The sequence below is a fragment of the Salinisphaera sp. genome (genome assembly GCF_002729955.1).
GTDB lineage: Bacteria > Pseudomonadota > Gammaproteobacteria > Nevskiales > Salinisphaeraceae > Salinisphaera.
The window spans coordinates 62,277-83,101 of the sequence record NZ_PBYA01000012.1 but is presented as its reverse complement, the minus strand read 5'-3'; the positions used below and the strand labels follow the sequence as shown (position 1 = coordinate 83,101).

At 63.8% G+C, this 20,825-nt stretch carries 25 protein-coding genes; 10 read left to right on the top strand and 15 right to left on the bottom strand.

What is annotated here, in order from left to right:
• Positions 1-206: 206 nt before the first annotated feature.
• Positions 207-737 (top strand): DUF1176 domain-containing protein, encoded by a 531-nt coding sequence (locus CMN27_RS03825; RefSeq protein ID WP_293624081.1) that lies wholly within the window; start codon positions 207-209, stop codon positions 735-737.
• Between the two features lie 18 nt (positions 738-755).
• Here the strand turns inward: CMN27_RS03825 and CMN27_RS03820 are convergent, their stop codons facing one another.
• The 3 genes from CMN27_RS03820 to CMN27_RS03810 all read right to left on the bottom strand — a co-directional run bounded on the left by CMN27_RS03820 (position 756) and on the right by CMN27_RS03810 (position 2,653).
• On the bottom strand, positions 756-1,283 hold the full coding sequence (locus tag CMN27_RS03820; RefSeq protein ID WP_293624080.1) for a 6-carboxytetrahydropterin synthase: 528 nt from the start codon (positions 1,281-1,283) through the stop codon (positions 756-758).
• Positions 1,284-1,476: 193 nt separating this feature from the next.
• Entirely contained in the window at positions 1,477-2,118 is a 642-nt protein-coding gene (gene queE, locus CMN27_RS03815) for a 7-carboxy-7-deazaguanine synthase (protein ID WP_293624079.1), read from the bottom strand.
• 142 nt (positions 2,119-2,260) lie between these two features.
• The gene (locus CMN27_RS03810) at positions 2,261-2,653 is read right to left on the bottom strand and encodes a helix-turn-helix domain-containing protein (RefSeq protein WP_293624078.1); all 393 of its coding nucleotides are present in this window, start codon (positions 2,651-2,653) and stop codon (positions 2,261-2,263) included.
• 157 nt (positions 2,654-2,810) lie between these two features.
• Between CMN27_RS03810 and CMN27_RS03805 the strand changes: the two genes are divergently transcribed.
• Positions 2,811-3,422, top strand: a complete 612-nt coding sequence (locus CMN27_RS03805; protein ID WP_293624077.1) for an NAD(P)-dependent oxidoreductase — start codon at positions 2,811-2,813, stop codon at positions 3,420-3,422.
• A 32-nt stretch (positions 3,423-3,454) separates the two neighbouring features.
• Positions 3,455-3,940, top strand: coding sequence for a nuclear transport factor 2 family protein (locus CMN27_RS03800; RefSeq protein ID WP_293624076.1), 486 nt, complete (start codon positions 3,455-3,457; stop codon positions 3,938-3,940).
• A 59-nt stretch (positions 3,941-3,999) separates the two neighbouring features.
• Here the strand turns inward: CMN27_RS03800 and CMN27_RS03795 are convergent, their stop codons facing one another.
• Together CMN27_RS03795 and CMN27_RS03790 are read right to left on the bottom strand one after the other, a co-directional pair.
• On the bottom strand, positions 4,000-5,043 hold the full coding sequence (locus tag CMN27_RS03795) for a hypothetical protein (RefSeq protein ID WP_293624075.1): 1,044 nt from the start codon (positions 5,041-5,043) through the stop codon (positions 4,000-4,002).
• 90 nt (positions 5,044-5,133) lie between these two features.
• Entirely contained in the window at positions 5,134-6,582 is a 1,449-nt protein-coding gene (locus CMN27_RS03790) for a DUF2235 domain-containing protein (RefSeq protein ID WP_293624074.1), read from the bottom strand.
• Positions 6,583-6,729: 147 nt separating this feature from the next.
• Between CMN27_RS03790 and CMN27_RS03785 the strand changes: the two genes are divergently transcribed.
• A complete protein-coding gene (locus tag CMN27_RS03785) occupies positions 6,730-7,170 on the top strand; it encodes a potassium channel family protein (RefSeq protein ID WP_293624073.1) in 441 nt (146 codons plus the stop codon).
• A 97-nt stretch (positions 7,171-7,267) separates the two neighbouring features.
• Entirely contained in the window at positions 7,268-7,507 is a 240-nt protein-coding gene (locus tag CMN27_RS03780) for a hypothetical protein (RefSeq protein WP_293624072.1), read from the top strand.
• 105 nt (positions 7,508-7,612) lie between these two features.
• Here CMN27_RS03780 and CMN27_RS03775 read toward each other — a convergent pair whose 3' ends face one another.
• Complete coding sequence (locus CMN27_RS03775) at positions 7,613-8,404, bottom strand: MOSC domain-containing protein (protein ID WP_293624071.1); 792 nt, start codon at positions 8,402-8,404, stop codon at positions 7,613-7,615.
• 231 nt (positions 8,405-8,635) lie between these two features.
• Between CMN27_RS03775 and CMN27_RS03770 the strand changes: the two genes are divergently transcribed.
• Positions 8,636-9,574, top strand: a complete 939-nt coding sequence (locus CMN27_RS03770; RefSeq protein WP_293624070.1) for an AraC family transcriptional regulator — start codon at positions 8,636-8,638, stop codon at positions 9,572-9,574.
• Positions 9,575-9,921: 347 nt separating this feature from the next.
• Here the strand turns inward: CMN27_RS03770 and CMN27_RS03765 are convergent, their stop codons facing one another.
• From CMN27_RS03765 to CMN27_RS03745, 5 genes are all read right to left on the bottom strand, one after another.
• A complete protein-coding gene (locus CMN27_RS03765; RefSeq protein ID WP_293624069.1) occupies positions 9,922-11,298 on the bottom strand; it encodes an NAD-dependent succinate-semialdehyde dehydrogenase in 1,377 nt (458 codons plus the stop codon).
• Between the two features lie 111 nt (positions 11,299-11,409).
• On the bottom strand, positions 11,410-11,598 hold the full coding sequence (locus tag CMN27_RS03760) for a hypothetical protein (protein ID WP_293624068.1): 189 nt from the start codon (positions 11,596-11,598) through the stop codon (positions 11,410-11,412).
• Positions 11,574-12,011, bottom strand: coding sequence for a hypothetical protein (locus CMN27_RS03755; protein ID WP_293624067.1), 438 nt, complete (start codon positions 12,009-12,011; stop codon positions 11,574-11,576). Before CMN27_RS03755 ends, CMN27_RS03760 begins: the two co-directional genes overlap by 25 nt.
• Positions 12,008-12,754: an MBL fold metallo-hydrolase gene (locus tag CMN27_RS03750; RefSeq protein ID WP_293624066.1), complete on the bottom strand. Its 747-nt coding sequence runs from the start codon at positions 12,752-12,754 to the stop codon at positions 12,008-12,010. Before CMN27_RS03750 ends, CMN27_RS03755 begins: the two co-directional genes overlap by 4 nt.
• Positions 12,755-12,834: 80 nt before the next feature.
• Positions 12,835-13,863 (bottom strand): serine hydrolase, encoded by a 1,029-nt coding sequence (locus tag CMN27_RS03745; RefSeq protein WP_293624065.1) that lies wholly within the window; start codon positions 13,861-13,863, stop codon positions 12,835-12,837.
• Positions 13,864-14,021: 158 nt separating this feature from the next.
• Between CMN27_RS03745 and CMN27_RS03740 the strand changes: the two genes are divergently transcribed.
• The gene (locus CMN27_RS03740; protein ID WP_293624064.1) at positions 14,022-14,456 is read left to right on the top strand and encodes an SRPBCC family protein; all 435 of its coding nucleotides are present in this window, start codon (positions 14,022-14,024) and stop codon (positions 14,454-14,456) included.
• A 104-nt stretch (positions 14,457-14,560) separates the two neighbouring features.
• Here the strand turns inward: CMN27_RS03740 and CMN27_RS03735 are convergent, their stop codons facing one another.
• From CMN27_RS03735 to CMN27_RS03725, 3 genes are all read right to left on the bottom strand, one after another.
• Positions 14,561-16,576: a pyrroloquinoline quinone-dependent dehydrogenase gene (locus tag CMN27_RS03735; RefSeq protein WP_293624063.1), complete on the bottom strand. Its 2,016-nt coding sequence runs from the start codon at positions 16,574-16,576 to the stop codon at positions 14,561-14,563.
• Positions 16,573-16,896 (bottom strand): hypothetical protein, encoded by a 324-nt coding sequence (locus CMN27_RS03730; protein WP_293624125.1) that lies wholly within the window; start codon positions 16,894-16,896, stop codon positions 16,573-16,575. Before CMN27_RS03730 ends, CMN27_RS03735 begins: the two co-directional genes overlap by 4 nt.
• Before the next feature lie 214 nt (positions 16,897-17,110).
• Positions 17,111-17,908, bottom strand: a complete 798-nt coding sequence (locus CMN27_RS03725; protein ID WP_293624062.1) for a GNAT family N-acyltransferase — start codon at positions 17,906-17,908, stop codon at positions 17,111-17,113.
• 159 nt (positions 17,909-18,067) lie between these two features.
• Between CMN27_RS03725 and CMN27_RS03720 the strand changes: the two genes are divergently transcribed.
• The 3 genes from CMN27_RS03720 (at position 18,068) to CMN27_RS03710 (ending at position 20,193) form a co-directional block, all read left to right on the top strand.
• Positions 18,068-18,646, top strand: coding sequence for a methyltransferase domain-containing protein (locus tag CMN27_RS03720; RefSeq protein ID WP_293624061.1), 579 nt, complete (start codon positions 18,068-18,070; stop codon positions 18,644-18,646).
• A gap of 108 nt (positions 18,647-18,754) precedes the next feature.
• Positions 18,755-19,363 (top strand): LysE family transporter, encoded by a 609-nt coding sequence (locus tag CMN27_RS03715; RefSeq protein WP_293624060.1) that lies wholly within the window; start codon positions 18,755-18,757, stop codon positions 19,361-19,363.
• Entirely contained in the window at positions 19,360-20,193 is an 834-nt protein-coding gene (locus CMN27_RS03710) for an AraC family transcriptional regulator (RefSeq protein ID WP_293624059.1), read from the top strand. The genes CMN27_RS03715 and CMN27_RS03710 overlap by 4 nt, the downstream gene beginning before the upstream one ends.
• Here CMN27_RS03710 and CMN27_RS03705 read toward each other — a convergent pair.
• A complete protein-coding gene (locus CMN27_RS03705) occupies positions 20,190-20,774 on the bottom strand; it encodes a hemerythrin domain-containing protein (RefSeq protein WP_293624058.1) in 585 nt (194 codons plus the stop codon). The genes CMN27_RS03710 and CMN27_RS03705 overlap by 4 nt on opposite strands.
• Between the last annotated feature and the right edge of the window lie 51 nt (positions 20,775-20,825).

The window sequence follows — 20,825 nt, the reverse complement described above, 5'->3', positions numbered from 1 at the left end:
TTTATGGCTGAGTCACTTCGGCGCGGCCGACGGCCGCGAAGCTATTGGAAATCAGGGGCGGACACGCGCCGGCCTTGATTTTTGAAAGCGTTGAAAACGGCTGACAGAGTCAGCTGTTTTGATGCCGGTTAATCGGCTCGTTCGATAGCGACGCCTTTGCTGCCTGCCTATAATCCCGCTGGCCATACACAACCGCGCAGCGCCTCATGCGTACTGATCGATTGGCTGTCCTGACGTCGGGCCTGCTGGCCGCCGCCCTGGCGCTGAGCCAGGCGGCATGGGCCCGTGCCGATACGGTAGAGGCGCGCCCGGCGCCGGCAACCGAACTCGCCTGTGACGGCACGGCCGACCCTGCCCTGGCCGCCGATGCACGCAGCTATGCGCTGCCCGATGCCGGCGGCATGCTCTGGCTGGTGCCCTGCATTCGCGGCTCTTATCAGACGGCCTACAACGCGGTCGTTGTCCCCGAGGATGGCGCCCCGCGCCGCCTACTGTTCGCCCTATGGCGCGACCAGAGCTGGACCGGCACCGCGGATCTGTTCGATCCTGCATTCGATCCGCAAACCGGTATTTTGTCCGACCAGTACAAGGATCGTGGCCTCGGTGACTGCGGCGGCCCCCGCCGCTGGCAATGGGAGGGCAGCGATTTCCGGCTGCGCGAGTATCGCGCGCGAAGCGAATGCAACGGCTCGGATGCGGCCTTTCCCGTCATCTTCGAAGCACCCGCCGACGCTTAGACTCGTCTGCGCTTCAACTCAGGGCCATTCGGCTGCGCAGTTGGGTGTTTCCCAGACGACCACGCGCGTCAGCCGGGCTCGGCCGGCACTGCGTTGTGCCACCCGCGGCGCCAGTCGTTCGAACCAGTGGCGTGCCAGGTTTTCCGCAGTCGGCGGTGCGCCGATCACATAGAGCTTCGTGCCCAACGCGGTATCAGTCGACACGGCGAAGCCCTGGGCGTTTACCTCTTCCGCCAGCGCCTGCGCGAATTCGCCCGGGTCGGTGCCCGCCGGCGTAAACAAGGCCAGAAGTTCGGTATCCGCCGCTTCGGCGATAAAGCCGTGGTCGCAGGGGCTGTCGATCTCACCGAGCATTTCGTCCTTGAGAAAGGCGAAATCCAGGACCATGCCGGTCTGCTCGCCGGCGTCGGCCAGCTCAGCGGCCTCGCAGACGGCTTCCACGGTATAGCGGTGGCCGTGCAGATGCCGGCACTTGCTGCCGTGCAGGCGTATGCGGTGGCCGGCGTCGATGCCGATCTGACGACGGATACGATAGGCTGCGGTCAAGACGTCTCCAGGCAGATAGACGAATGGCGGCGGATGGTGGCCGTACTCAGTCCGTTTTTACGCGGATACCGCCTCTCTAGCGCAGCCATTCTACGCAAGCCGCGAGGTCGACGGATGACCCGTCATGAGCGACCTCACCCGCGGGCCTGTCGGTGCTCAGCCACACTGGCGCCCAGCCGCACCCGTCAATCACTCAGGCGATGCCGATCATCTTGTGGGTCTGCAGCGACAGCCGCCACTGTGGGCGGCCGAGGGCGGTTTCGATACAGGTGGCCACGTTGGCCTCGCGCGCCGGGCCGTCCATGGGCTGTAGATAGAAGCGCTCGAAGGCCAGCGTTTCGAACTGCTCGAGCGTGAAACCCGGCTGGGGCCAGACCAGCTTGAGTTCGTTGCCGTGGGTCTGCACGAGCGTACTACCGGCCTTGGGGCTGACACAGACCCAGTCGATGGCCGGCGACGCTTTCAGGGTGCCATTGGTTTCCACCGCGATTTCGAAGCCCACCGCATGCAGGGCGTCGATGAGCGAATCGTCCAGCTGGAGCAAGGGCTCCCCGCCGGTGCAGACGATATAGGGCGTGCCCCCCTGGTTCGCGGTCTCATCCCAGATTTCGCGTGCTCGTTCGGCAAGGGCCTCGGCATTCTTGAAACGGCCGCCGCCCGGGCCGTCAACGCCCACGAAATCGGTATCGCAGAACTGGCAGATGGCGTGGCCGCGATCCTTTTCCCGGCCGCTCCAGAGATTGCAGCCCGCAAAGCGACAGAACAACGAGGCGCGACCCGTCTGGGCGCCCTCGCCCTGCAGGGTGAGAAACATCTCCTTGACGGCATAGCTCATCGCTTATCAACCCCGGGCGAATCGTGGCGCTGCGTTGGCGCGCAGCGGGCTCTGGCAAGCATCGTGAATCTCTGGACTGCATGAAGCGGCGCGCAGTGTAACGCGGCAGGCATCGCTCGCCCGGCGCGCCTCAAAGTCTGTGTCATCGCGTGGCGCGATAGCGTGCCCGGGCTTCGACGATCTGCCGATGGTTGCTATCGGCCCACTGTACGAGCTCACGCATCGGCTGCTCGAAGGAACGGCCGAGCTCGGTCAGTTCGTACTCCACCCGCGGCGGCACCTCGGGGTAGACGGTACGCGTAATGAAGCCGTCCTGTTCGAGTTGCTTGAGGGTGCGAGAGAGCATCTGCTTCGAAATATCGCCGATAGCTCGCTGGAGCTCGCTGAAGCGGCGGCGCGCAGGGGCGAGCGATTCGAGCACCAGCAGACTCCATTGATCGCCGATGCGATCGAGCACATCGCGAATCGGACAGGGCTGCTCGAACACGAACGGATCCGACGCAGGCGAGTTCGCGTCCTTCGAGGTCTTAGTCATGGGCTGTCTCCTTGTCGGCAACCCCCGAGGGTCAGCCGGGTATGACCGGGTCACGAAAAAATGACGTCTTGTACCGCAGTCAACGGTGGCATAGATTACGCCCACGGTCTACTAATTAGACCAATATTTATTTACATACTTATTGAAGGATGCAGTCATGTCCCATGTTGCTCTCGTCGGTGCCTCCGGTAATGCCGGCTCCCGGATTCTCAAGGAACTCTCCGATCGCGGACACCAGATCACGGCGATCGCCCGTCACCCCGATCGAATCGCCGCCCTGCCCGACGTGACCGCCGTCCAGGGTGACGCCAACGATCGCGCCGCCCTCGCCGCGTTGCTCAAGGGCCACGATGCAGTCATCAGCGCAGTGCACTTCACTGCCAGCGACGCGGCGACTCTCGTGGGTGCGGTACGCGATGCCGGCGTATCCCGCTATCTCGTGGTCGGCGGCGCGGGCAGCCTGGAAGTCGCCCCGGGTGAGAAAGTCATCGACCAGCCGGACTTCCCCGAGGCCTACAAACCCGAAGCGAGCGCCGGCGGCGTATTCCTGGACTATCTGCGCGGCGTCGACGACCTGGAATGGACGTTTCTGTCGCCCTCGGCGGAATTCGTTCCCGGCGAACGTACCGGGCGCTTTCGTCTGGGCAAGGACGAACTGCTCACTCATGCCGAGGGCTCAAGCATTTCATTCGAGGACTATGCCATCGCGCTGGTCGACGAACTGGAACAGCCCGCTCATGTGCGCCAACGTTTCACCGTCGGCTACTGAGACCGTCCAGCAAGTCAACCGGAGAATCCGCAATGAAACCGATCAAGTTTTCGCGAACGGCCGTAGTGGTCGTGCCACTCGCCCTGGCCGCTCTCCTGGCCCGGCCGGCGCAGGCGCACGAGCACGCGGGCGACGCAAAAGACCTGCAGTCCGCAAACCGCGCCCTGGTGGTGGACTTCTACAACCGCTTCTTCAACGACCACGAAGTCCGCGAGGCGGCGAGCGTTGTCGCCGACGATTATCGCCAGCACAATCCCCAGGTGCCCGATGGCAAGGCGCCGTTCGTCGACTACTTCGAGCAGTTCTTCAAGGACCACCCGGATTCGAAGGCGCGTATCGTACGCACCGCTGCCAACGACGACCTGGTATGGCTGCATGTGCATTCGACGACCGATGCCGACGATCGCGGCGAGGCGGTCGTGGACATCTTTCGCGTTGAAGACGGCCAGATCGTCGAACACTGGGACGTGATTCAGGCCGTGCCGGGAGAGGCTGCCAACGACAACACCATGTTCTAACCCTCAACCGGCCGTGAATCGATCCGCGAGCCCGACAGGCAGTCGGGCTCGCGACCGCTTCAGCCAGCCGGGTCGCGCAGAATACGGGCGACCGCGTCGCTGCGGTAGAAGTCTTCGAGATGGCGGCGTATAGCCGGCTCGAGCATGCCGCGTGCCTGGAGTGCCTCGACGACCTGGGGCACGAAGCGCATGCCGTCGCGCACGATCATCTCGCGAGTGACGCCGATGTCGGCGAGGAGGTCGGCCAGGGTCACGTCGCGATAGCTATCGAAGAATACTTCCACGCCGTTTTCGATAAGTTCGCGATAGATCGGCGTGCGCCGCAGGCGCTGCCAGTATTCGTAGCCAATCACGAACAGTTCTTCGATATCGAGCTGGCCGGCGACGTCGCGCACCGAGGCCACGGAGCGATGCTTGTGGTCGTCCCAGAAGTCGAGCACGGCCTGGCGCAGTTCATCCGACTCGAAGGCCGCCCGCAGATACGCCTCGCTGAGCTGAATACCGCTGCGCGTGTAGCGCTCGACGTAGTCGCGAATACCGCGTTCGATCGCCGCGCTCAGCCTCGAAGGCGCCCGATCGAGCAGCGCGCGCCCCGCTTTCATCGCCATACCGGCACCGGGCACACGACGAGCCACGCGCTGACCATGGGCTAGATAGCCACGCAGCCCCGAATACAGAAGCTGCGCAACCAGATTGGCGAACACCGGGGTGGACACGGAATGGTGGATGATTTCTTCGCGCAGTCGCTGCATTTCCAGCAGCTTGTCGAGCAGTTCCTCGAACTCGCGATCGGGCAGCAGCTCGGCCAGCGTGGTGTGTTCGTGCACCGGATGTTCGTAGATCGCCGCGGCGATATCGCCCACCAGCACGGGGATACCCCCACCGAGTTTCATATCGGCCGCATAGTCGATCGCGGTCTGCTTGATCGAGGCTTCGCTGACGACGTCGCCCAGGCGCAGGCGTGCTGCATCGGCGAGCAGCCAGTCGACGCGCCGTTCGTACTCGCGTTCGAGCGCATCGCCCTGCAAACGCGTGGCGAGGTAAGCGACATGCGCGTCGAGCAACGCCTCGGCTTTGGATCCTGCGAATTCTTGAACGTGCATGGGTTTCATCAATTCGGCAGCAGGCAGGTAGCGTCGATGTTATCAGCAACGACTGACATGCTGGCACCGGCCAGCAAACCCAAGCGAACCCTAGCGGTAAAAAGCCGCCACGGCCTCGTGGTGCGCCAAATTGGGCGGCCGGTAGGGCTTGACGACATCGGCATGCGCTACCGCCGCCGCTCGAAAGCGTTGCAGTACGCTGTCGTGCAACGGCGCGTCGACGGGCACAGGCCGATGCTTTTCCGGCCAGGTCAGTCGATCTCCGGTCCAGGCGCGCAGCCAGCGAGGCTGCATGAAAAGCAGCTGCTTGCGTTCGTCGTGCGCCAGCCCCAACGCGTCCGGAAAACGAAACAGCACGTCGCGTCGTATCGCGATCGTGCCCGGCATGGCGGCGTCGAGTTCGGCCACCATCCAGTCGAGTGCGATATCGGACAGCCGTGATTCATGCTCGGGGTAGCTGCCCCCGATGTCCGAGTGGTTGCCCGCGAACCAGAGCTGTCGCATCCAGTCGTCGCGGCCCTGTTCATGATTCCAGGCGATATCTTCCGGCCGTCCCCATTCGACGCGAGCAAAGTTCGCCCGCGCCTCGTCGATCGACTGCGCATGGCGCAGGAAACGCACGTCGCGATCGATATAGCGGTCGTAGTGTTTTCCCGTCCAGAGCGCGAAATGGCCGTGCCGGTAGGCATCCACCCAGTCGATCGGGTGCCACCAGCGTAAGCGCCGATCCGGGTCTTCAAAAAAATACTTGAACTGCCGGAACAGCACCCGCACCGCCAGCACGCTTGCAAGCACCGCCGGCACACTCAAAAAAAGCGCCGGCCAACCACCCAGCCATAGCCACCCGGCCAGGGTCGTTGCCATAAGCACCAATGCGCAGACCACCGCTAGCGCGATGGCAGACCGACTCTGCAGCGCCGCCACGGTATCGAATACGCCGACGAAGCACGGCTGTACATTGCCCTGTGGCTCGCCGCCCGAGCCACGGCCGTCGCAGCCGTACCGGTCGCGAAACCGCTGGGCCTTGGTTTCACGCTCGTACTGATAGCGGGCGCGATCCTTGCCCGCGCCGTGATTGTAGACATAGCGCACCGCATCGGCGGCAATCTTGCGTAGCTTCGGCCCGTAGCGCGGCACGGCATGGCCGTTGCCATCGCCGGTCGGCACGCCGCACAGGTTCATGACATTGGCAAGCGCGCGCACGGTATAGGCACCGCGGCTGAACCCGAACAACAGCACCCGGTCGCCCGGCTCATACTGGGCAATCACGGCGGCATAGCAATCGATGACGTTATCGTCGATCCCGGTACCGAGCGCCGACGACAGCACATCCCGTATCCGCTCGCGCTTGCTGGTGCGGCCTTCGCTTGCACCCAGGCCCGGGTCGTAGAACGCGAATTGTCGGCTCGGATCGATCGGCGAGTCGGGCCCGGCCCGCATGGCCCGATACATTTTGTATACGTTGGAAAGTCGTTGGTCCGGCCTCAGCCCGCCGATCTGGCCCGTACCATCCGAAAAGATCAGTATGTTCTTCGCCATGCCGTCCCCCGTTCAGGCATGCCCGGTGCCCACACATGGCATTCAACTCTAGCGCAATCGAGTATGCCGCAGTGCGGCCGCGGAGACTGTCCACGCCGTACGTGCCGCGCTAGGCTGGCGATCACCGACTTCCCGGGTGTTCGATCCTTGCCGACCATCATTGCCATCAATATCTTCGTTGTGGCCCTCGCGGTATTCATCCACTACGAATTTCTCTACCGCATGACCCGGCTCATGCCGCGCCTGCCGGCCGCGCATCGGTTTCGTATCGTGTTCGGGGTGTTCGGCGCGCTGTGTGCGCACGCGGTGGAGGTATGGCTGTTCGCCCTGGCCTATTACGCGATGTTGTCCTGGGGCGGGTTTGGTCATTTCGAAGGTCAGTTCGACGGCAGCCTGCTGGACTGTGCCTATTTTTCCTTCACCACCTTCACCACCCTCGGCTTCGGCGATATTCATCCACTTGCCGGCCTGCGCTATCTGACCGGCATCGAATCGCTGACGGGCCTGATGCTGATCACCTGGACCGCCTCCTTTCTGTATATCGAGATGCAGCGCTACTGGCGCGGCGGCGAATCCGCCGACGAGTGATGCCAACGTGGTGCCCCGCCGTGGGTTGCTGTATTCAGCACCGGCTCAGATTGGGCACGCATACTGGGCCGATATTTCGACCCTCCGAGGTGTACTGATGCGCAAATTCGCCACCTTGATCATGATCGCGATGCTCACCACGGCCAGCCTGGGCCTGCAGGGCTGTGTGCTGGCGGCAGCCGGCGCCGGTGCGGCGGGCGGCTATGCAGCCCATGAGGAAGGCTATCGGGTGCAGTCGCCGGTGAAGGAAGACGAAGTGGGCGGCTACAAGGGCCAGAACCCGATCGTCCACGACGAAAGCAAGGACAAGACGCCCGAGTCCACAAACCGCCCGTAGCCTGCAGCGGGCGAGGCGACCGCCCGCCGCGGGCCGACCTGCGGCGGGCGTTGCACGGCGGCGGCGACACGAATCATGTGGGTCGCTATGGGCGTGATCGGCGCGTCAGTCCAGCACCTCGACCGTCTGACCGATACGGATCTCGCCTTCATTTTCGGCCACGAGATTCTGCCCGAAGTACACCTGGTTATCCGTGCCCTTGCGATAGCCCAGCAGCGTGCGCATGGGTTCGCCATCATCACGACGCTCGCCGCAGGCGGGGTCGACGGTAATCATCACGCAGCGCGAACACGGCGCGTCGACACGAAACACCACCTCGCCGATACGGATACGCGTCCAGCCGTCCTCGGCAAAAGCCTCGGTATTGCTGACCACGACGTTAGGGCGAAACTGGGCCATGACGTGTGTGCCATCGGTACGCGCATTGAGATCGGCCAGCGAGGCCTCGCTGGTCAGCAGCAGCGGATAGCCATCGGCAAAGCTGACGCGTACGCCCAGCGTGTCGCGAAAGCGCGGCGACTGCTCGCCCAGCCACAGCAGATGCACGGGTTCGCCGATGATTCGGCTCACCCAGGCATCCAGGCGTAGCGTGGTGGTCCAGGCCGCGAAATCATCGGCCCACACGCCGGTCTCGAAACGCTGGCGCTCGAATTGCGCGACGGATTCGGCCACCGCAACCTGATCGTCGTGAACCAGGGTCAGGCGATTACCATCAAAGCGTGCGGTGATCGTCTGCAGAACCGGATACCTGCGGGCGGTCACGAATGCGCCGTTAGGCTTGACCACCATGAAGCGCCGATCATGGGCCAACCCTTCCTGCTGTACACGGGCCGTGCCGAGCGCCTCTGCAGCCGTGGATTTGACGGGATAACGATAGATTGCGGCAAGCGTAGGCACGGCGTCTCCGAAAAGCGTGGTTACGCGATGACGTGTCCGGCACCCAGACCACTGGCTCCCCAGCCGTTTTCACTGCCGCGGCCTTTGCGCGGCGCTGGGATACACCACGAATACAGACCCATGATAGAACAGTCGCCGCGCAGCTCAACATTCAGGCGTATTCCGCCCGTGCCGGCCGATACAGGCATAATTGCGCCGTGTATTTGTCGGGACTCAACATTCGTGGTCGATATGTACCGTAGCGAGCAACCGCACGGCCCGTTCGAACAGCTGGCGGCCCGTATCGCGCCGCATATCAGCCGCGACGGCTTTACGCCGACTGCGCTGGACGGCCTGTCGCTGCTCGGCTATGCCGGGCGCACCATTCGCCAGCCCGAGGTCTACCAGCCCTCGCTGGTATTCGTCGCCCAGGGCGAAAAGACGGCCTATCTGGAAGATCGGGTCATCCACTACGGCGCCGGGCACTATCTCGTACAGGCCATGCCGGTGCCTTTCGAATGCGAAACCCGGGGCGATAGCCATGTACCGGTGCTGGGCGCTTCGCTGCGCGTTGACCCGGATGTGCTCGACGAGCTGGTGACGTCGTTGCCGGAGCACGCCTGGCCGGCGACCGACCCGACCGATACCGAATCACTGCCGATGGCGGCCGTGGCGCTCGATACGAACATGACCGATGCGCTGACACGACTGCTCGACTGCCTGGACGACGAGCTGTCGGCGCGGGCGCTGTATGCAACGCGTGTGCGCGAGGTGATCTTCGAGGCCCTGCGTGGCCCCCAGGGGCATCTGCTGCGACGGCTCATCCACGAGCGCGGCGCCTATGCGCGTATCGGCACGGCCATCAATCAGCTGCATACCGACTATGCGCGGTCGTTGTCGGTGGCAGATCTCGCGGCGAGCGTGCACATGAGCGCATCGAGCTTTCACCACCACTTCAAGCGGGTCACACGGCTGTCGCCGTTGCAGTATCAAAAACGTATTCGCCTGCTGGCCGCCCGCGACCTGCTCGCCAGCCAGGTGGAAAACGTGGCGGGTGCGGCCCATGCCGTGGGCTACGAAAGCGCCTCGCAATTCTCGCGCGAGTACAAGCGCTACTTCGGCGTGGCCCCAACCCGCGACCGATCGCGCCAGGCCCATACCGGCACCCTGTCTCTGACCGATCCGGCCTGACTGCAGCCCGTTGGTATAAGGAGCACGTGCTGGCGCAGGGCACAGCCCCCGTATTCGACCGCGCTGCCGTTTGCCTGAAAGACAATTTCTATCCGCAAATAAACGCGAATGAGCGCCAATAAATGATGGTTGCCCCCGGCCGGAATGTTCGACCGGCTTCGCGTGCGGTCAGGGTCATTTCTACCACGGCACGGGGCCTACCATCGTCCTAATTCGCGTTTATTCGCGTTCATTCGCGGACGGTCCTTCCGAACCGTCACCGACGTACGAACACGCACAAAAAAAGCCCCCGGCAAAACATGCCGGGGGCTTTCACGACGTCACGCGGACGACGTTGGGCAAGCGCGTTACTGCGCGATCATCAGCGATTTGCTGTTGACGAACTCACGCATGCCGAAGCCGCCATGTTCGCGGCCATAGCCACTGTCCTTGACGCCGCCGAAGGGCAGGTTCGGCTGGGCGATGTAGTAGCCGTTGATGCTGACCATGCCGGTATCGAAATGATCCCGGGCCAGCAGTTCGGCACGCTTTTCGTCTTCCGAGAAGATGCCGCCGCCCAGACCGTAGACCGAATCGTTGGCGATACGGATCGCGTCCGCCTCGTCCTTGGCACGAATCAGCGATGCGACCGGGCCGAACAGCTCACCGTCGTAGGCCGGCATACCGGGGGTGACGTTTTCTAGCACGGTCACCGGGTAGAAATAACCCTCACGATCGGGCACTTCGCCGCCGGTGAGGCATTTCGCGCCCTTTTCGATCGATTCCTTGACCTGGGCATGGAGGTTGTCGCGCAGGTCTTCACGGGCGATCGGGCCGAGCTGGGTGTTCTTGTCGCTCGGGTCGCCGAACTCGATCTGCTTCATCTTGGCGAGATAGGCATCACGGAACTGCTCGTAGACCGCATCCACGACCACGAAGCGCTTCGCGGCGACACAGGTCTGGCCGTTGTTGTTGATACGACCGGTCACGCAGGCATCCACGGCCTTGTCGATATCGGCGTCCTCGAGCACCAGGAAGGCGTCGTTGCTGCCCAGTTCGAGCACGGTCTTCTTGAGATGCTGGCCGGCGGCCGACGCGATCTTGCGACCGGTGGCGGCACTGCCGGTGAAGGTTACGCCGCGTACGCGCGGATGCTCGGTGACCTGGCTGGCCTGGTCTTCCTGGATGTAGAGGACGTTGAATACGTTCTCGGGCATGCCGGCTTCACGGAAGATGTCTTCCAGTGCCTCGGCACAGCCCCAGACGTTGGGGGCATGCTTGAGCAGCACGGTGTTGCCGGCCATCAGGTTGGCGATGGTATAGCGAATGACCTGATAGAACGGGAAGTTCCACGGCTGGATGCCGAAGATCACGCCGATCGGCTGATGGCTGACCAGGGCACGCCCGCCGGGCAGGTCGCGTTCCTCGTCGGCGAGGAAGGTGGACGCGTTGTCGGCGCTGTAGTCACAGATGCCCTTGCAGAGCTTGAGCTCGCCGGGGGCCTGACTGATCGGCTTGCCCATTTCCTCTGTAATGAGCTTGGACAGACGATCCTGGTTTTCAACCAGCAGTTCGCCGACCTTGCGGATCAGCTTGCCGCGTTCGTCGAAGGAGCGCTGCTTCCAGTCGAGAAAGGCCTCGTGGGTCTTTTCGATCTTGTCCTGCAGCTGCTGATCGGAAATCGTGTCGAATTCGCGGATGACCTGGCCGGTCGCCGGGTTGATGGTCTTGACTGTGTTAGCCACGAAGCCTCCATACAGGCTATGAATGAACACCCCCGAGCATAGTGGTATTCGCAAGCCAATGCGTATCGCGGGCTGTCGATTGTTTGCCCGATCCTCCAACGCCGCGGTCGCTCAATGGCGGTCGGCACCAATATCCAGCAGCGATACGAACAACGAAATCACGATCAGGCTGAACAGGAAGCTGAATGCGCTCTGGCTCATTACCAGTATCCAGGTATCCAGATCCAGCGGCCGGTAGGCACCGCTCATGGAGAACTGAACGGACAGCGACTGGATCAGCGCATGGCCGCCCTCAAGCATGCCGGATTGGCCATGCGGCAGATCAAAGCGGCCGATCTTGGTATCAAGAACGCAGCGGTGGCATAGTTTTCCAGCGCGAGCACGATGGTGCGGCCGGTGGCGGCCACGATACGCCCCGGCGTGATCTTGCAACGCCCGAACAGGATGACCCCGATTTCCTTATTGAGAATACCGGCCACACGCAGCAATGCCGGCACGACGAGCCATGCCGGGACATGTTCGTACTGCCACCACAGCAGCACGGCCAATACCAGCCAGCCGACGATATAGACTTCCGAGGCCACATAGCGCGCCTGCCGCCAGCCTGGGCCCCGCATACGCTCCAACCGCGCCATGCCCGCGTCCAGCCAGGCATAAGGCGAAAGCCGGTAGAGCGCGACCACCAGCCATTCGACCAGGCGCGTACTGTTCATGCGGCGCGTGAGCCTAGCGTGATCGTGTCGCCGGGATGGATCGCCGTCATGTGCGCGGGCGCCTGATCGTGTCGACCATAGCCGGTAATCCATACCCGGTGGGCCGGCCTTGTCGCGATATAAGCCGCGACCATCTCGAAATCGGCATGCTCGTCGTTGCCGGTTGCACGGGCGTCGAGGATCACGTTGGGCGCGGCGAAAAGCTGATCGTAGTAGTCGGTGTCGGCCGCCGAATCGCCGCCGTAGCTCAGAATCGGCTCGCCGTCGAGGCTGGCAACGAAACCGAAACAAGGCTCGCTGTGGCGCGCGCGCAGCAAACACAGCGACAGACGAGACGTTAACGGCCACGCCTGCCCCGCCGGCGTATCGACCCATTGGCAGAACGTGGTCAGCGGATCGCCCGTGCTTTCCAGTTCGTGCAGGCGATGCGCTTTCAGGCGTGCACCAACCGTCGGCTCGGCGGCAACCCGCAGGCGACGCGCGCTAGCCGCTTCGGCCGCCAGCACCACCGGCAATTCGGCCGCGTGGTCGCTGTGATTGTGCGTGACCAGAATCGTATCCGGAATCGCACCCAGCCACTTCTGGCACGCCCGCACCACGCCAAAACCGATATCGACCAGCAGCACGTCATGCCCATCCATACGCAAGGCAACCGCACTGCTGGGCTCCCCGTTATAAACGGTCGTCGCGCCGCGACCGGTGCCCAGGCAAACGAACGAGAGGCCGGCATCTTGGCTGGGCATGATTATTCCCTGTCGATACAGTCAGCTGCGCATGATAGCGAAGACTGCTGCGGTAAGCGCAGCCAGCCTCGACCTTGCAATCAACCCGCGTCGATGAGCGCTGCGACGATTTCGGCCTGCCGCCCGAAATAACTGCCGTTCGAGGGCGGCGTCGGGTCGGAGGTCATCACCACCGTCATGGCGCGCGAGGGCACCACGAACAGAACCTGCCCGCCATAACCGCGCCCGTAGTGGGCGGTCACGCCGGCAAGCTCGGTGGTGAACCAGCCGTAGCCGTAGGCATCGTCGGTATAGATCGAACGGGTTCGCCCACGCCAGCTGGCCTCGATCCAGTCGGAGGACACAATCTGCCGGTCACCGACGGTGCCGCCGCGACGGATCATTTCGCCGAAGGCGAGCAGCGCACGCGGCGTCATGCCCATTTCGTTGCCACCGAAATAGATGCCCTGGGGGTCGCGCGTCCAGGCCGGAATATCGATGCCCAGCGGCTCGCCGAGCCAGTCGCGCATGAGCGCCAACGTGCTGCGCCCGCTCGCACGGGTGAGAATCGCCGACAGAATATGGCTGTTGCCGGTCGAATAGAGCATGCGCGTACCGGGTTCGGCGACGAGCGGGCGCCGCAACGCGTTCGCCACCCAGTCGCGACTGGCGACCCAGCTGCCGTAGTTGGCCCCGGAGGTACGCTCCAGCCCGGACTGCATCGACAGCAGCTGTCCGACGGTAATTTCCGCGACCCGCGCATCCACGTTTTGCGGCATGCGCGACCCCAGCAGCTCGCCGATCGGCTGATCCACGTTCTCGATCACGCCGCGATCGATGGCCGCGCCGACGAGTGTGGCGATCAGCGTCTTCGACAACGACTTGATATTCGCGGTGGCGTCCACGTCGTGACCGCGATAACCGCGTGCGACGACGGTTTTGCCATCGATGGCGACCAGAAAGCTATGGGTTCGTGCCAGCGCCCCTGCTCGTTCGGCGATCGACTCCAGCGATGTCGTATCGATCGCAGCATTCGCGATGCCCGCGGACAGGATCAGAGCGTAAACAGCGCTGGCACGCGTGAGCCGCGACACGACCCGTTGCCAGTTTCTGTCGATGAGTTTCAGCATCGCCTTATCGTAATCGGTTATTCGCCGAACAAGGCTTACGGTCTATCGTCCGGCGCGCGTTCTGTTCAGTGCTATGGTGCGAGAAAGCGTCGAGGCATATCGCCTCGTGTGCGCACGAGGCGCGACGAGCGAAGCCCTTACCGATTCGGGAGATTGCCATGGAACGTATATTCATCAGCCGCGTGATTCGGGCCGATGCCGATGTGGTCTGGACCCTGCTGCGCGACTTCAACGGCATGCCGGACTGGCATCCGGCGATTACCGATAGCGAAATCGAGCAGGGTCATGAGAGCGATGCGGTGGGCTGTGTTCGCAGCTTCCACCTCGCCGATGGCGGCCATATCCGCGAGCGACTCACCGCCCTCTCGGACGCTGACCGGCATATGCGGTATGTGATTCTCGAATCGCCCATGCCGGTGACGGCCTACGATGCCACCCTCGATGTGATCCCGATCACGGAGGAAGCCGCCAGCCTGGTGGTCTGGAAAGCCGAGTTCGAAGTGGCCGCCGAGGATGCGGCCACGACGGTCGATACCGTGGCCGACGGCGTGTTCCGTACCGGACTGGACGCGGTGGCAAAACGCCTCGAATGAGCGTCGCCTGCCCGCAGCCCGGGCAAGCGTCCCGGGCTATTTCCGCGGCATGGCCACGCGTAAGTGCACGGGTTGAACAACGCGCTCGACAGGCCTTTCCAGCGCTACTCCCGCGGCAGCGCGTAGACAACCACCTGGTCGCCGACCTGATCCTTGAGGATGGTATTGCCGCCGGCAACGAACGCCACGTACTGGCGGCCCTGGTATTCATAAACCGACGGATTGGCCACCGCCGGCGCCTGGGCCTGATCGGACCAGAGCTGTTCGCCGGTCTCCAGTGAGAAGGCACGCAGCTTGGCATCCATCGATGCGCCGATGAACACTACGCCGCCGGCTGTAACGGCCGGGCCTCCGATCGTGGGCGAGCCCCATTTTTCCGGCATGAAGAAACCGTACTTCTGAGAGGCACCCACCGGGCGCCGCCATTTCACCTCGCCGGTATGCATGTCCAGAGCCACGAGTTCGCCGAACGGCGGCTGCCAGCACGGCATGCCGAGCCAGTTCATCGCCACCTTCAGGCGCATGCCGTAGGGGGCACCGGTCTGGGGTGAAAAACCGCTTTCATTGCCCGAGCCGCTATCGGCCTGTTCATACGCTTCGCGCTCGTAGAGCTTGACGTACTGCACGATATGCGAGGTATTCACGATTGCGGTCTGGCTGGCGGGGTCGAAGGCCACGCCGCCCCACTGTACGCCGCCGGAACTGTCCGGATAGGCCATCGCGCCCTCGCCCTTCGTGGTGGGCGGCGTATACATGCCGCGGTAGTCGAGCTGATCCCACAGCCGCGAACACTGGCCGCCGCCGACGATATCCGCCAGTTTCCAGACCGGCGGTTTCCTGGTCTGGTCGAGCAACGGTGCGGGCTTGGTGGGGAACGGCTGGGTGGGCGAATAGATTTCGCCGGCCACCGAACCATCGCCGGCCGGCACCGGGCGTTCCTCGATCGGCCATACGTCTTCGCCGGTCTTGCGATTGACCACGAACAGAAAGCCCATCTTGGTCGCCTGGACCAGCGCCGGGATGTTTTCGCCATCCACGGTGATATCCATGAGCGTGGGCGCGGCGTTGATATCGTAGTCCCAGATATCGTGATGCACCCATTGCCGCGACCACACAACCTCGCCCGTATCGAGATCCAGCGCGGTGGTCGAAGTCGCCAGCGGCGCCTTTTCCTGGCGATTGCCACCCCAGAAGTTCGGTGACGGCGACGATACCGGCACATACACGAGCCCGAGCTCTTCATCGGCCGACATATGCGTCCACACGTTGGCCGTGCCGCTGTTCTTGCGCATCTCGTCGGAAAGCGCCTGGAATGTCCATTCGCGCTTGCCGGTACGGGCGTTGATCGAGAACACGGTGCCCGGTGGCGCCTGTTCGAAGGCCCAGTCCTTGCCGGCCCAGCCCAGCAGCAGGTGATCGCCGACCACGGTGGGCGGCTGCAGCAGCGACAGTGGCCACTTCGCGTGCGTGTCGTTCCATTGATTCACGTCGAGCACGCCGTTGTCGGCGAACTCCGGGCATTTCTCGCCCGTATCGGCATCGAGCGCGAACAGCCGCGCGTCCATCGTGCCCATGTAGACGATCTTCTGGCAGGCCTTGCCTGGCACCGGCTTGTCGGCCGCCCAATACGATACGCCTCGGTTCTTGAGCACCGGCTGGGTCAACGCTTTCTTCTTCGTGTGGGTATCGAAGGCCCACTTCTGTTCGCCGGTCGCCGGATCGAGCGCGATCAGCCGGTAGAACGGGGTGCCGATATAGAGCGTGTCGTTGGCGAAGATCGGCGTTGCCGACCAGACCGTCGCGGGCGTATCGCCGCTGCCGTCGGAGACATCGCCGGTATGAAACTCCCACACCTTCTCGAGCCCGGCGACGTTGTCCGCGGTGATCTGGGTGAGCGGACTGTATTTCTGTGCGTTGAGCTGGCCGTGAAAACTGTCCCAGGTGGGCTCGGCCGGCACCAGCGACGAGGGCGTGTTCGCAGCAACAGGCGCGGTGGTCGAAGCCTGGCCCTCGGGCGCGCCCGTCTGGCGGGCCGCGGCGTTGTTGCCACAAGCGGCAAGCAACGCGAGCGCCGCGCCGGTGGCGGCGGCACGCAGTACGGCATACACGTTAGTACTCATGAGTGCACCGCCATACGGCCGCGCTGCGGCGCCAGCGTATCGACGAGCAAGCCGATCAACCCGACGCCCATCGCCATGCAGAGCCACCATTCGTGAAGGAGCGCCCCGGCAACCGCGTTGCCGACCAGCCCGATCAACGTGAGGGCCACCAGAACAGCCTGCCCGGGCCGCCGGGCAAGTAGCAGCGACAATACGACCAGCACCGCGCTCACGCCGATCGCCGCGAGCGCGCCCAGCGTTTCGGTGACGCCGGTTAGCGGTGCGAAATAGGAATAAACCGCGACGCCGAGCCCGGCGAGGACTGCGACAAGAAGCAGCACGGTACCCAAACGGGCCGTGCGATCGGGTGAGGACATGGGGACCGCCGTCTGCGAAAAGCCAGGGCGAGCGCGATCACGCCCGCCCAATCGATGTATAGCGCATATATTACATCGACGCGGCGGGCACTGGCCAGTGAGCGACTAGCGCCGCGAGCGCCTTAGCTCGCCGCGCAGCGCGATCAACAGGCAGATCATTGAACAGGCGCCAGGCGGATCAAGCCGACAGACGCGCGGCCGAACGGCCCTCATCGGGCATCGAGCGGCCCAGAAAATGGCGGGCATAGCGCGGCGTCAGACGGTTGAGGTCGAGATGCATGAACACGTCGGCCACGTTGAAGTCCGGGTCGTAACACGGCGGGCCGCCGACACAGGCGCCGACGCGCAGATAGGCCTTGATCAGCGGCGGCAGGCGAACCGCCCGATCCAGCGGCGCGTCGGCCGGCGGCAGTGCCAGCCGCGGGCGCACGCAGCGATCACGCTCGGCCGGTTGGCGTGCCCAGATCTGGCGATAGGTGGCATGGGCAAGCGCCAGGCCGTCGCGTAGATCGATACTCGCACAGCCAATCAGATGATCGTAGCGATCGGCACGGATCAGATCGGCGATACCGCTCCAGAGCACGGCCATCGCCGGGCTACGGCGATAGTCTTCGTGAACACAGGTCCGGCCGATTTCGAGGAAGCGCCCGTGGCAGGCCAGCACGGCATCCAGTTCGAATTCGCTGGAGGAATAGAAACCGCCGGCCGCGGTGGCCGCTTCATGCGTCAGAACACGGGTGCTCGCCACGGCTCGGCCGTCGCGGGCGTCACGGACCAACAGGTGCAGGCAGAAGGCGTCCATCGCATCGGCTTCGAGGCCACTGCCCGCCAGCGTCGCCTGGGCCCCCATCTCCTGCACGAATATGCGATAGCGCAGGGCCAGACTTTCGTCAATTTCGTTCTGGGTACGGGCAAAGCTGTAGTAGAAACGGGCACCGCGCTCCTGCGCTGCTTGCTGGGTCGTCGTTGCGGTCATGGCGAGCGTCTCGATCGCGAATCAACGACGGCAATTCTCCGAGCCCCGTGTGATACGCAAGTGACCCATCGGTGACAGCTGCATGACGCAGCGGAATGTCACGGTTGTGTCATTCGAAGCTGCTATCCAGTGCCGCTAACGCTCGCTCCAGGAAGCAACATGTCGGATACCAGCCTGCTACTGCGGCTATGGCTGACCAAACCACGCCAGATCGCCACCTGGACGCCGACCGGGCGCGCCGTGGCCCAAGCTTTCGTGGACGCGCTGGATGCTGCCCCTCGTCAGGGTCATATCATCGAACTCGGCGCCGGGACCGGCCCGATCACCGCCGCCATGCTGGAGGCCGGCATCGATCGACGACGCCTGTGCGTGGTCGAATACGACCACGACCTTGTAGCCTTGCTGCGCCAGCGCTTCGGCAACGGCGGCATCGTCCAGGGCGACGCCCGCGCGCTGGGTTCGCTGTTCGACGCCCAGGGTATCGATCAGGTGGCCGCGATCGTATCCACGCTGCCGATCCTGCATTTTTCTCGCGCCGACCAACGTCGCGTGCTCGATGGCTGTTTCGCGCGCGCGCTGCCGGGGGCGCTTTTTACCCAGATCACCTACCTGCCCGGCTCGCCGGTGCGCCAGCGCGCACTGGAGCGCTGGGGCTATCGCGCCGACCGCTTTCGGCGTGTCGCCCGCAACTGGCCGCCCGCCACGCTATGGCAATACCGGCCCGACGTGGGCCTGTAATCGGCGCCCCCGCAGTCGCTCGCCGCGCGGTTGCACGATCGTTCAAGATCGCGCTGGTGCGCGCGCTTCAAGCTTGTCGATATTCGTTCGCCTGTTTGTCGACACGCCATGGAAATCGCGATCTATACCGTCTGCGTGATGTACTCGCCGGGGCCGGTCAACCTGCTTGCCTTCAACGCGGCCCTGCAGCGGCGGCCGGCCACGCTGGCCGGCTACTGTATGGGCGTGGGCGTGGCGATGCTGAGCGTATTCACGGTGCTGGGTTATGCCGGCGCCGCACTCGTTCGCCAGGCCCTGCTGCCCTGGGTGGCCGGCGCGGGCAGTGCCTATATCCTTTATCTCGCCTACCACCTTTTTACTGCGGACACTGACGGTTCGAAGGCGTGCGAATCCGCCACCGAACTACGTTTTCGACAGGGCTATGGCCTGCAGCTGCTCAACCCGAAAGGCTGGGTTCTGGTTCTACCGGTGACCACCCTGATGTTTCCGGCTGCCGGGCTGAGCGGTGGCGGGATTTTCGTCTGCGCTCTGCTTATTTCTCTGGGCGCAGTCGGTGCCCCGGCCTCCTATGCCCTGCTTGGCCGGCTCGCTGGCGCGCGTATTCGCCACGGCCGCACGCTTGCGATTGCAAACAAGGTCATGGCGCTGTGTCTGGTCGCCGTGGCGGCGTCGATCGCCTACGATTTCTTCATCGCCACCCGCAACGGCCCCGCATGAGCGCTCGCACGCACGACAGCGACTGGTTCATCCATTCGCCCACACCGCGCCTCGAACGTATCGAGGCCTATTTCGGCAGCCATGCCTACGACCCGCATCGCCACGACACCTACGCGATCGGCGTCACCCTGACGGGCGTGCAGAGCTTTCACTACCGCGGCGCCCAGCGACACAGCCTGCCCGGGCGCACCATCGTCATCCATCCGGACGAAGTACACGACGGTCACGCCGGCGACGCCCACGGCTTTCGCTACCGCATGGTCTATGTCCCGCCGACCGTGTTCCAGGACATGCTCGGCGGCCAGCCCCTGCCGTTTCTACCGGGCGGTATCACTACCGATACGCGCATGGCCGAGAGCGTGCTGCGGCTGTTGCGCCCGATCGACGATCCACTCGAAACGTTCGAGGAAGACGATGCCCTGTTCGATCTGATCGGCGCCATGAATACGCTGGCCGGCACGGGCGCAAAACCCGGGATCGTGGACGCCGTGGCCGCGCAGCGTGCACGTACGTTCATGGACGACAGCCCGCAGGGGCGGATCACCCTCGCCCAACTCGAAGCCGCGAGCGGACAGAACCGCTGGCGGCTATCGCGGGATTTTCGGCTGCTGTTCGGCACGAGCCCCTACCGCTATCTCACCATGCGCCGTCTTGAACGCTGCAAGCGCAGTCTCGCGCAAGGGCTCGGGCTGGCCGAGGCATCACTGGCCGCGGGCTTCGCGGACCAAAGCCATATGACGCGGCAGTTTCGCGATGCCTACGGCATTTCGCCCGGTCGCTGGCTCAAGCTCACCGCCCAGGCCAGCGGCCAAAGCCGCGAGCGCGGTTAGCGCAGTGCCAGTTCGCCGTATTCGAGAATGCTCGGAATTACGATTTCCTCTTCATCAGCCAGGTGCTGTTTAACCAGCACCAGCAGACGGTCCGCGCGCTCGGCATAGGTATCCACGCCGTAGCGCAGCGCGTCGTCGCCCACCGCGAACGCCTGCAGCAACGACCGTGCGCTATCTACGACCGACAGCAGCTGCTCATGAATGATTTCGTGATCGTTTTCAAGCAGATCGAAGCCGTAGATCAGGCGCTTGTCGAGGTTTCGAAAACGGGGAAAATAATGGGCATCCTCGATTCGGTGATGCCCTTCCAGATGCTGGAGATAGGCCCGTAGGCGCGGCGCGAACGCGCGCTCAAACGCCGCGATGTCGGTGCGCCCTTCGCGAAAATCCTCGCTAACCCGGGCCAGGGCGGCGCCCTCGGCGCGCAGCGCATCGTGAACCTGCAGCCAGAATGCGGCCAGTTCGCCGTAATTGGTGTGCGCCGGCCATTGCGGTACCGGATACTTCGCCCGCAGCAACGCGATCTCGGCCGGTAGCGCGGCGCGGTGATCCAACCGCAGGTCGTCGGAAATCGTGTGCATCGCGCAATGATAACGCGAAGCCGCAGCCGCTTTGTCGGCGCACAGCAACAC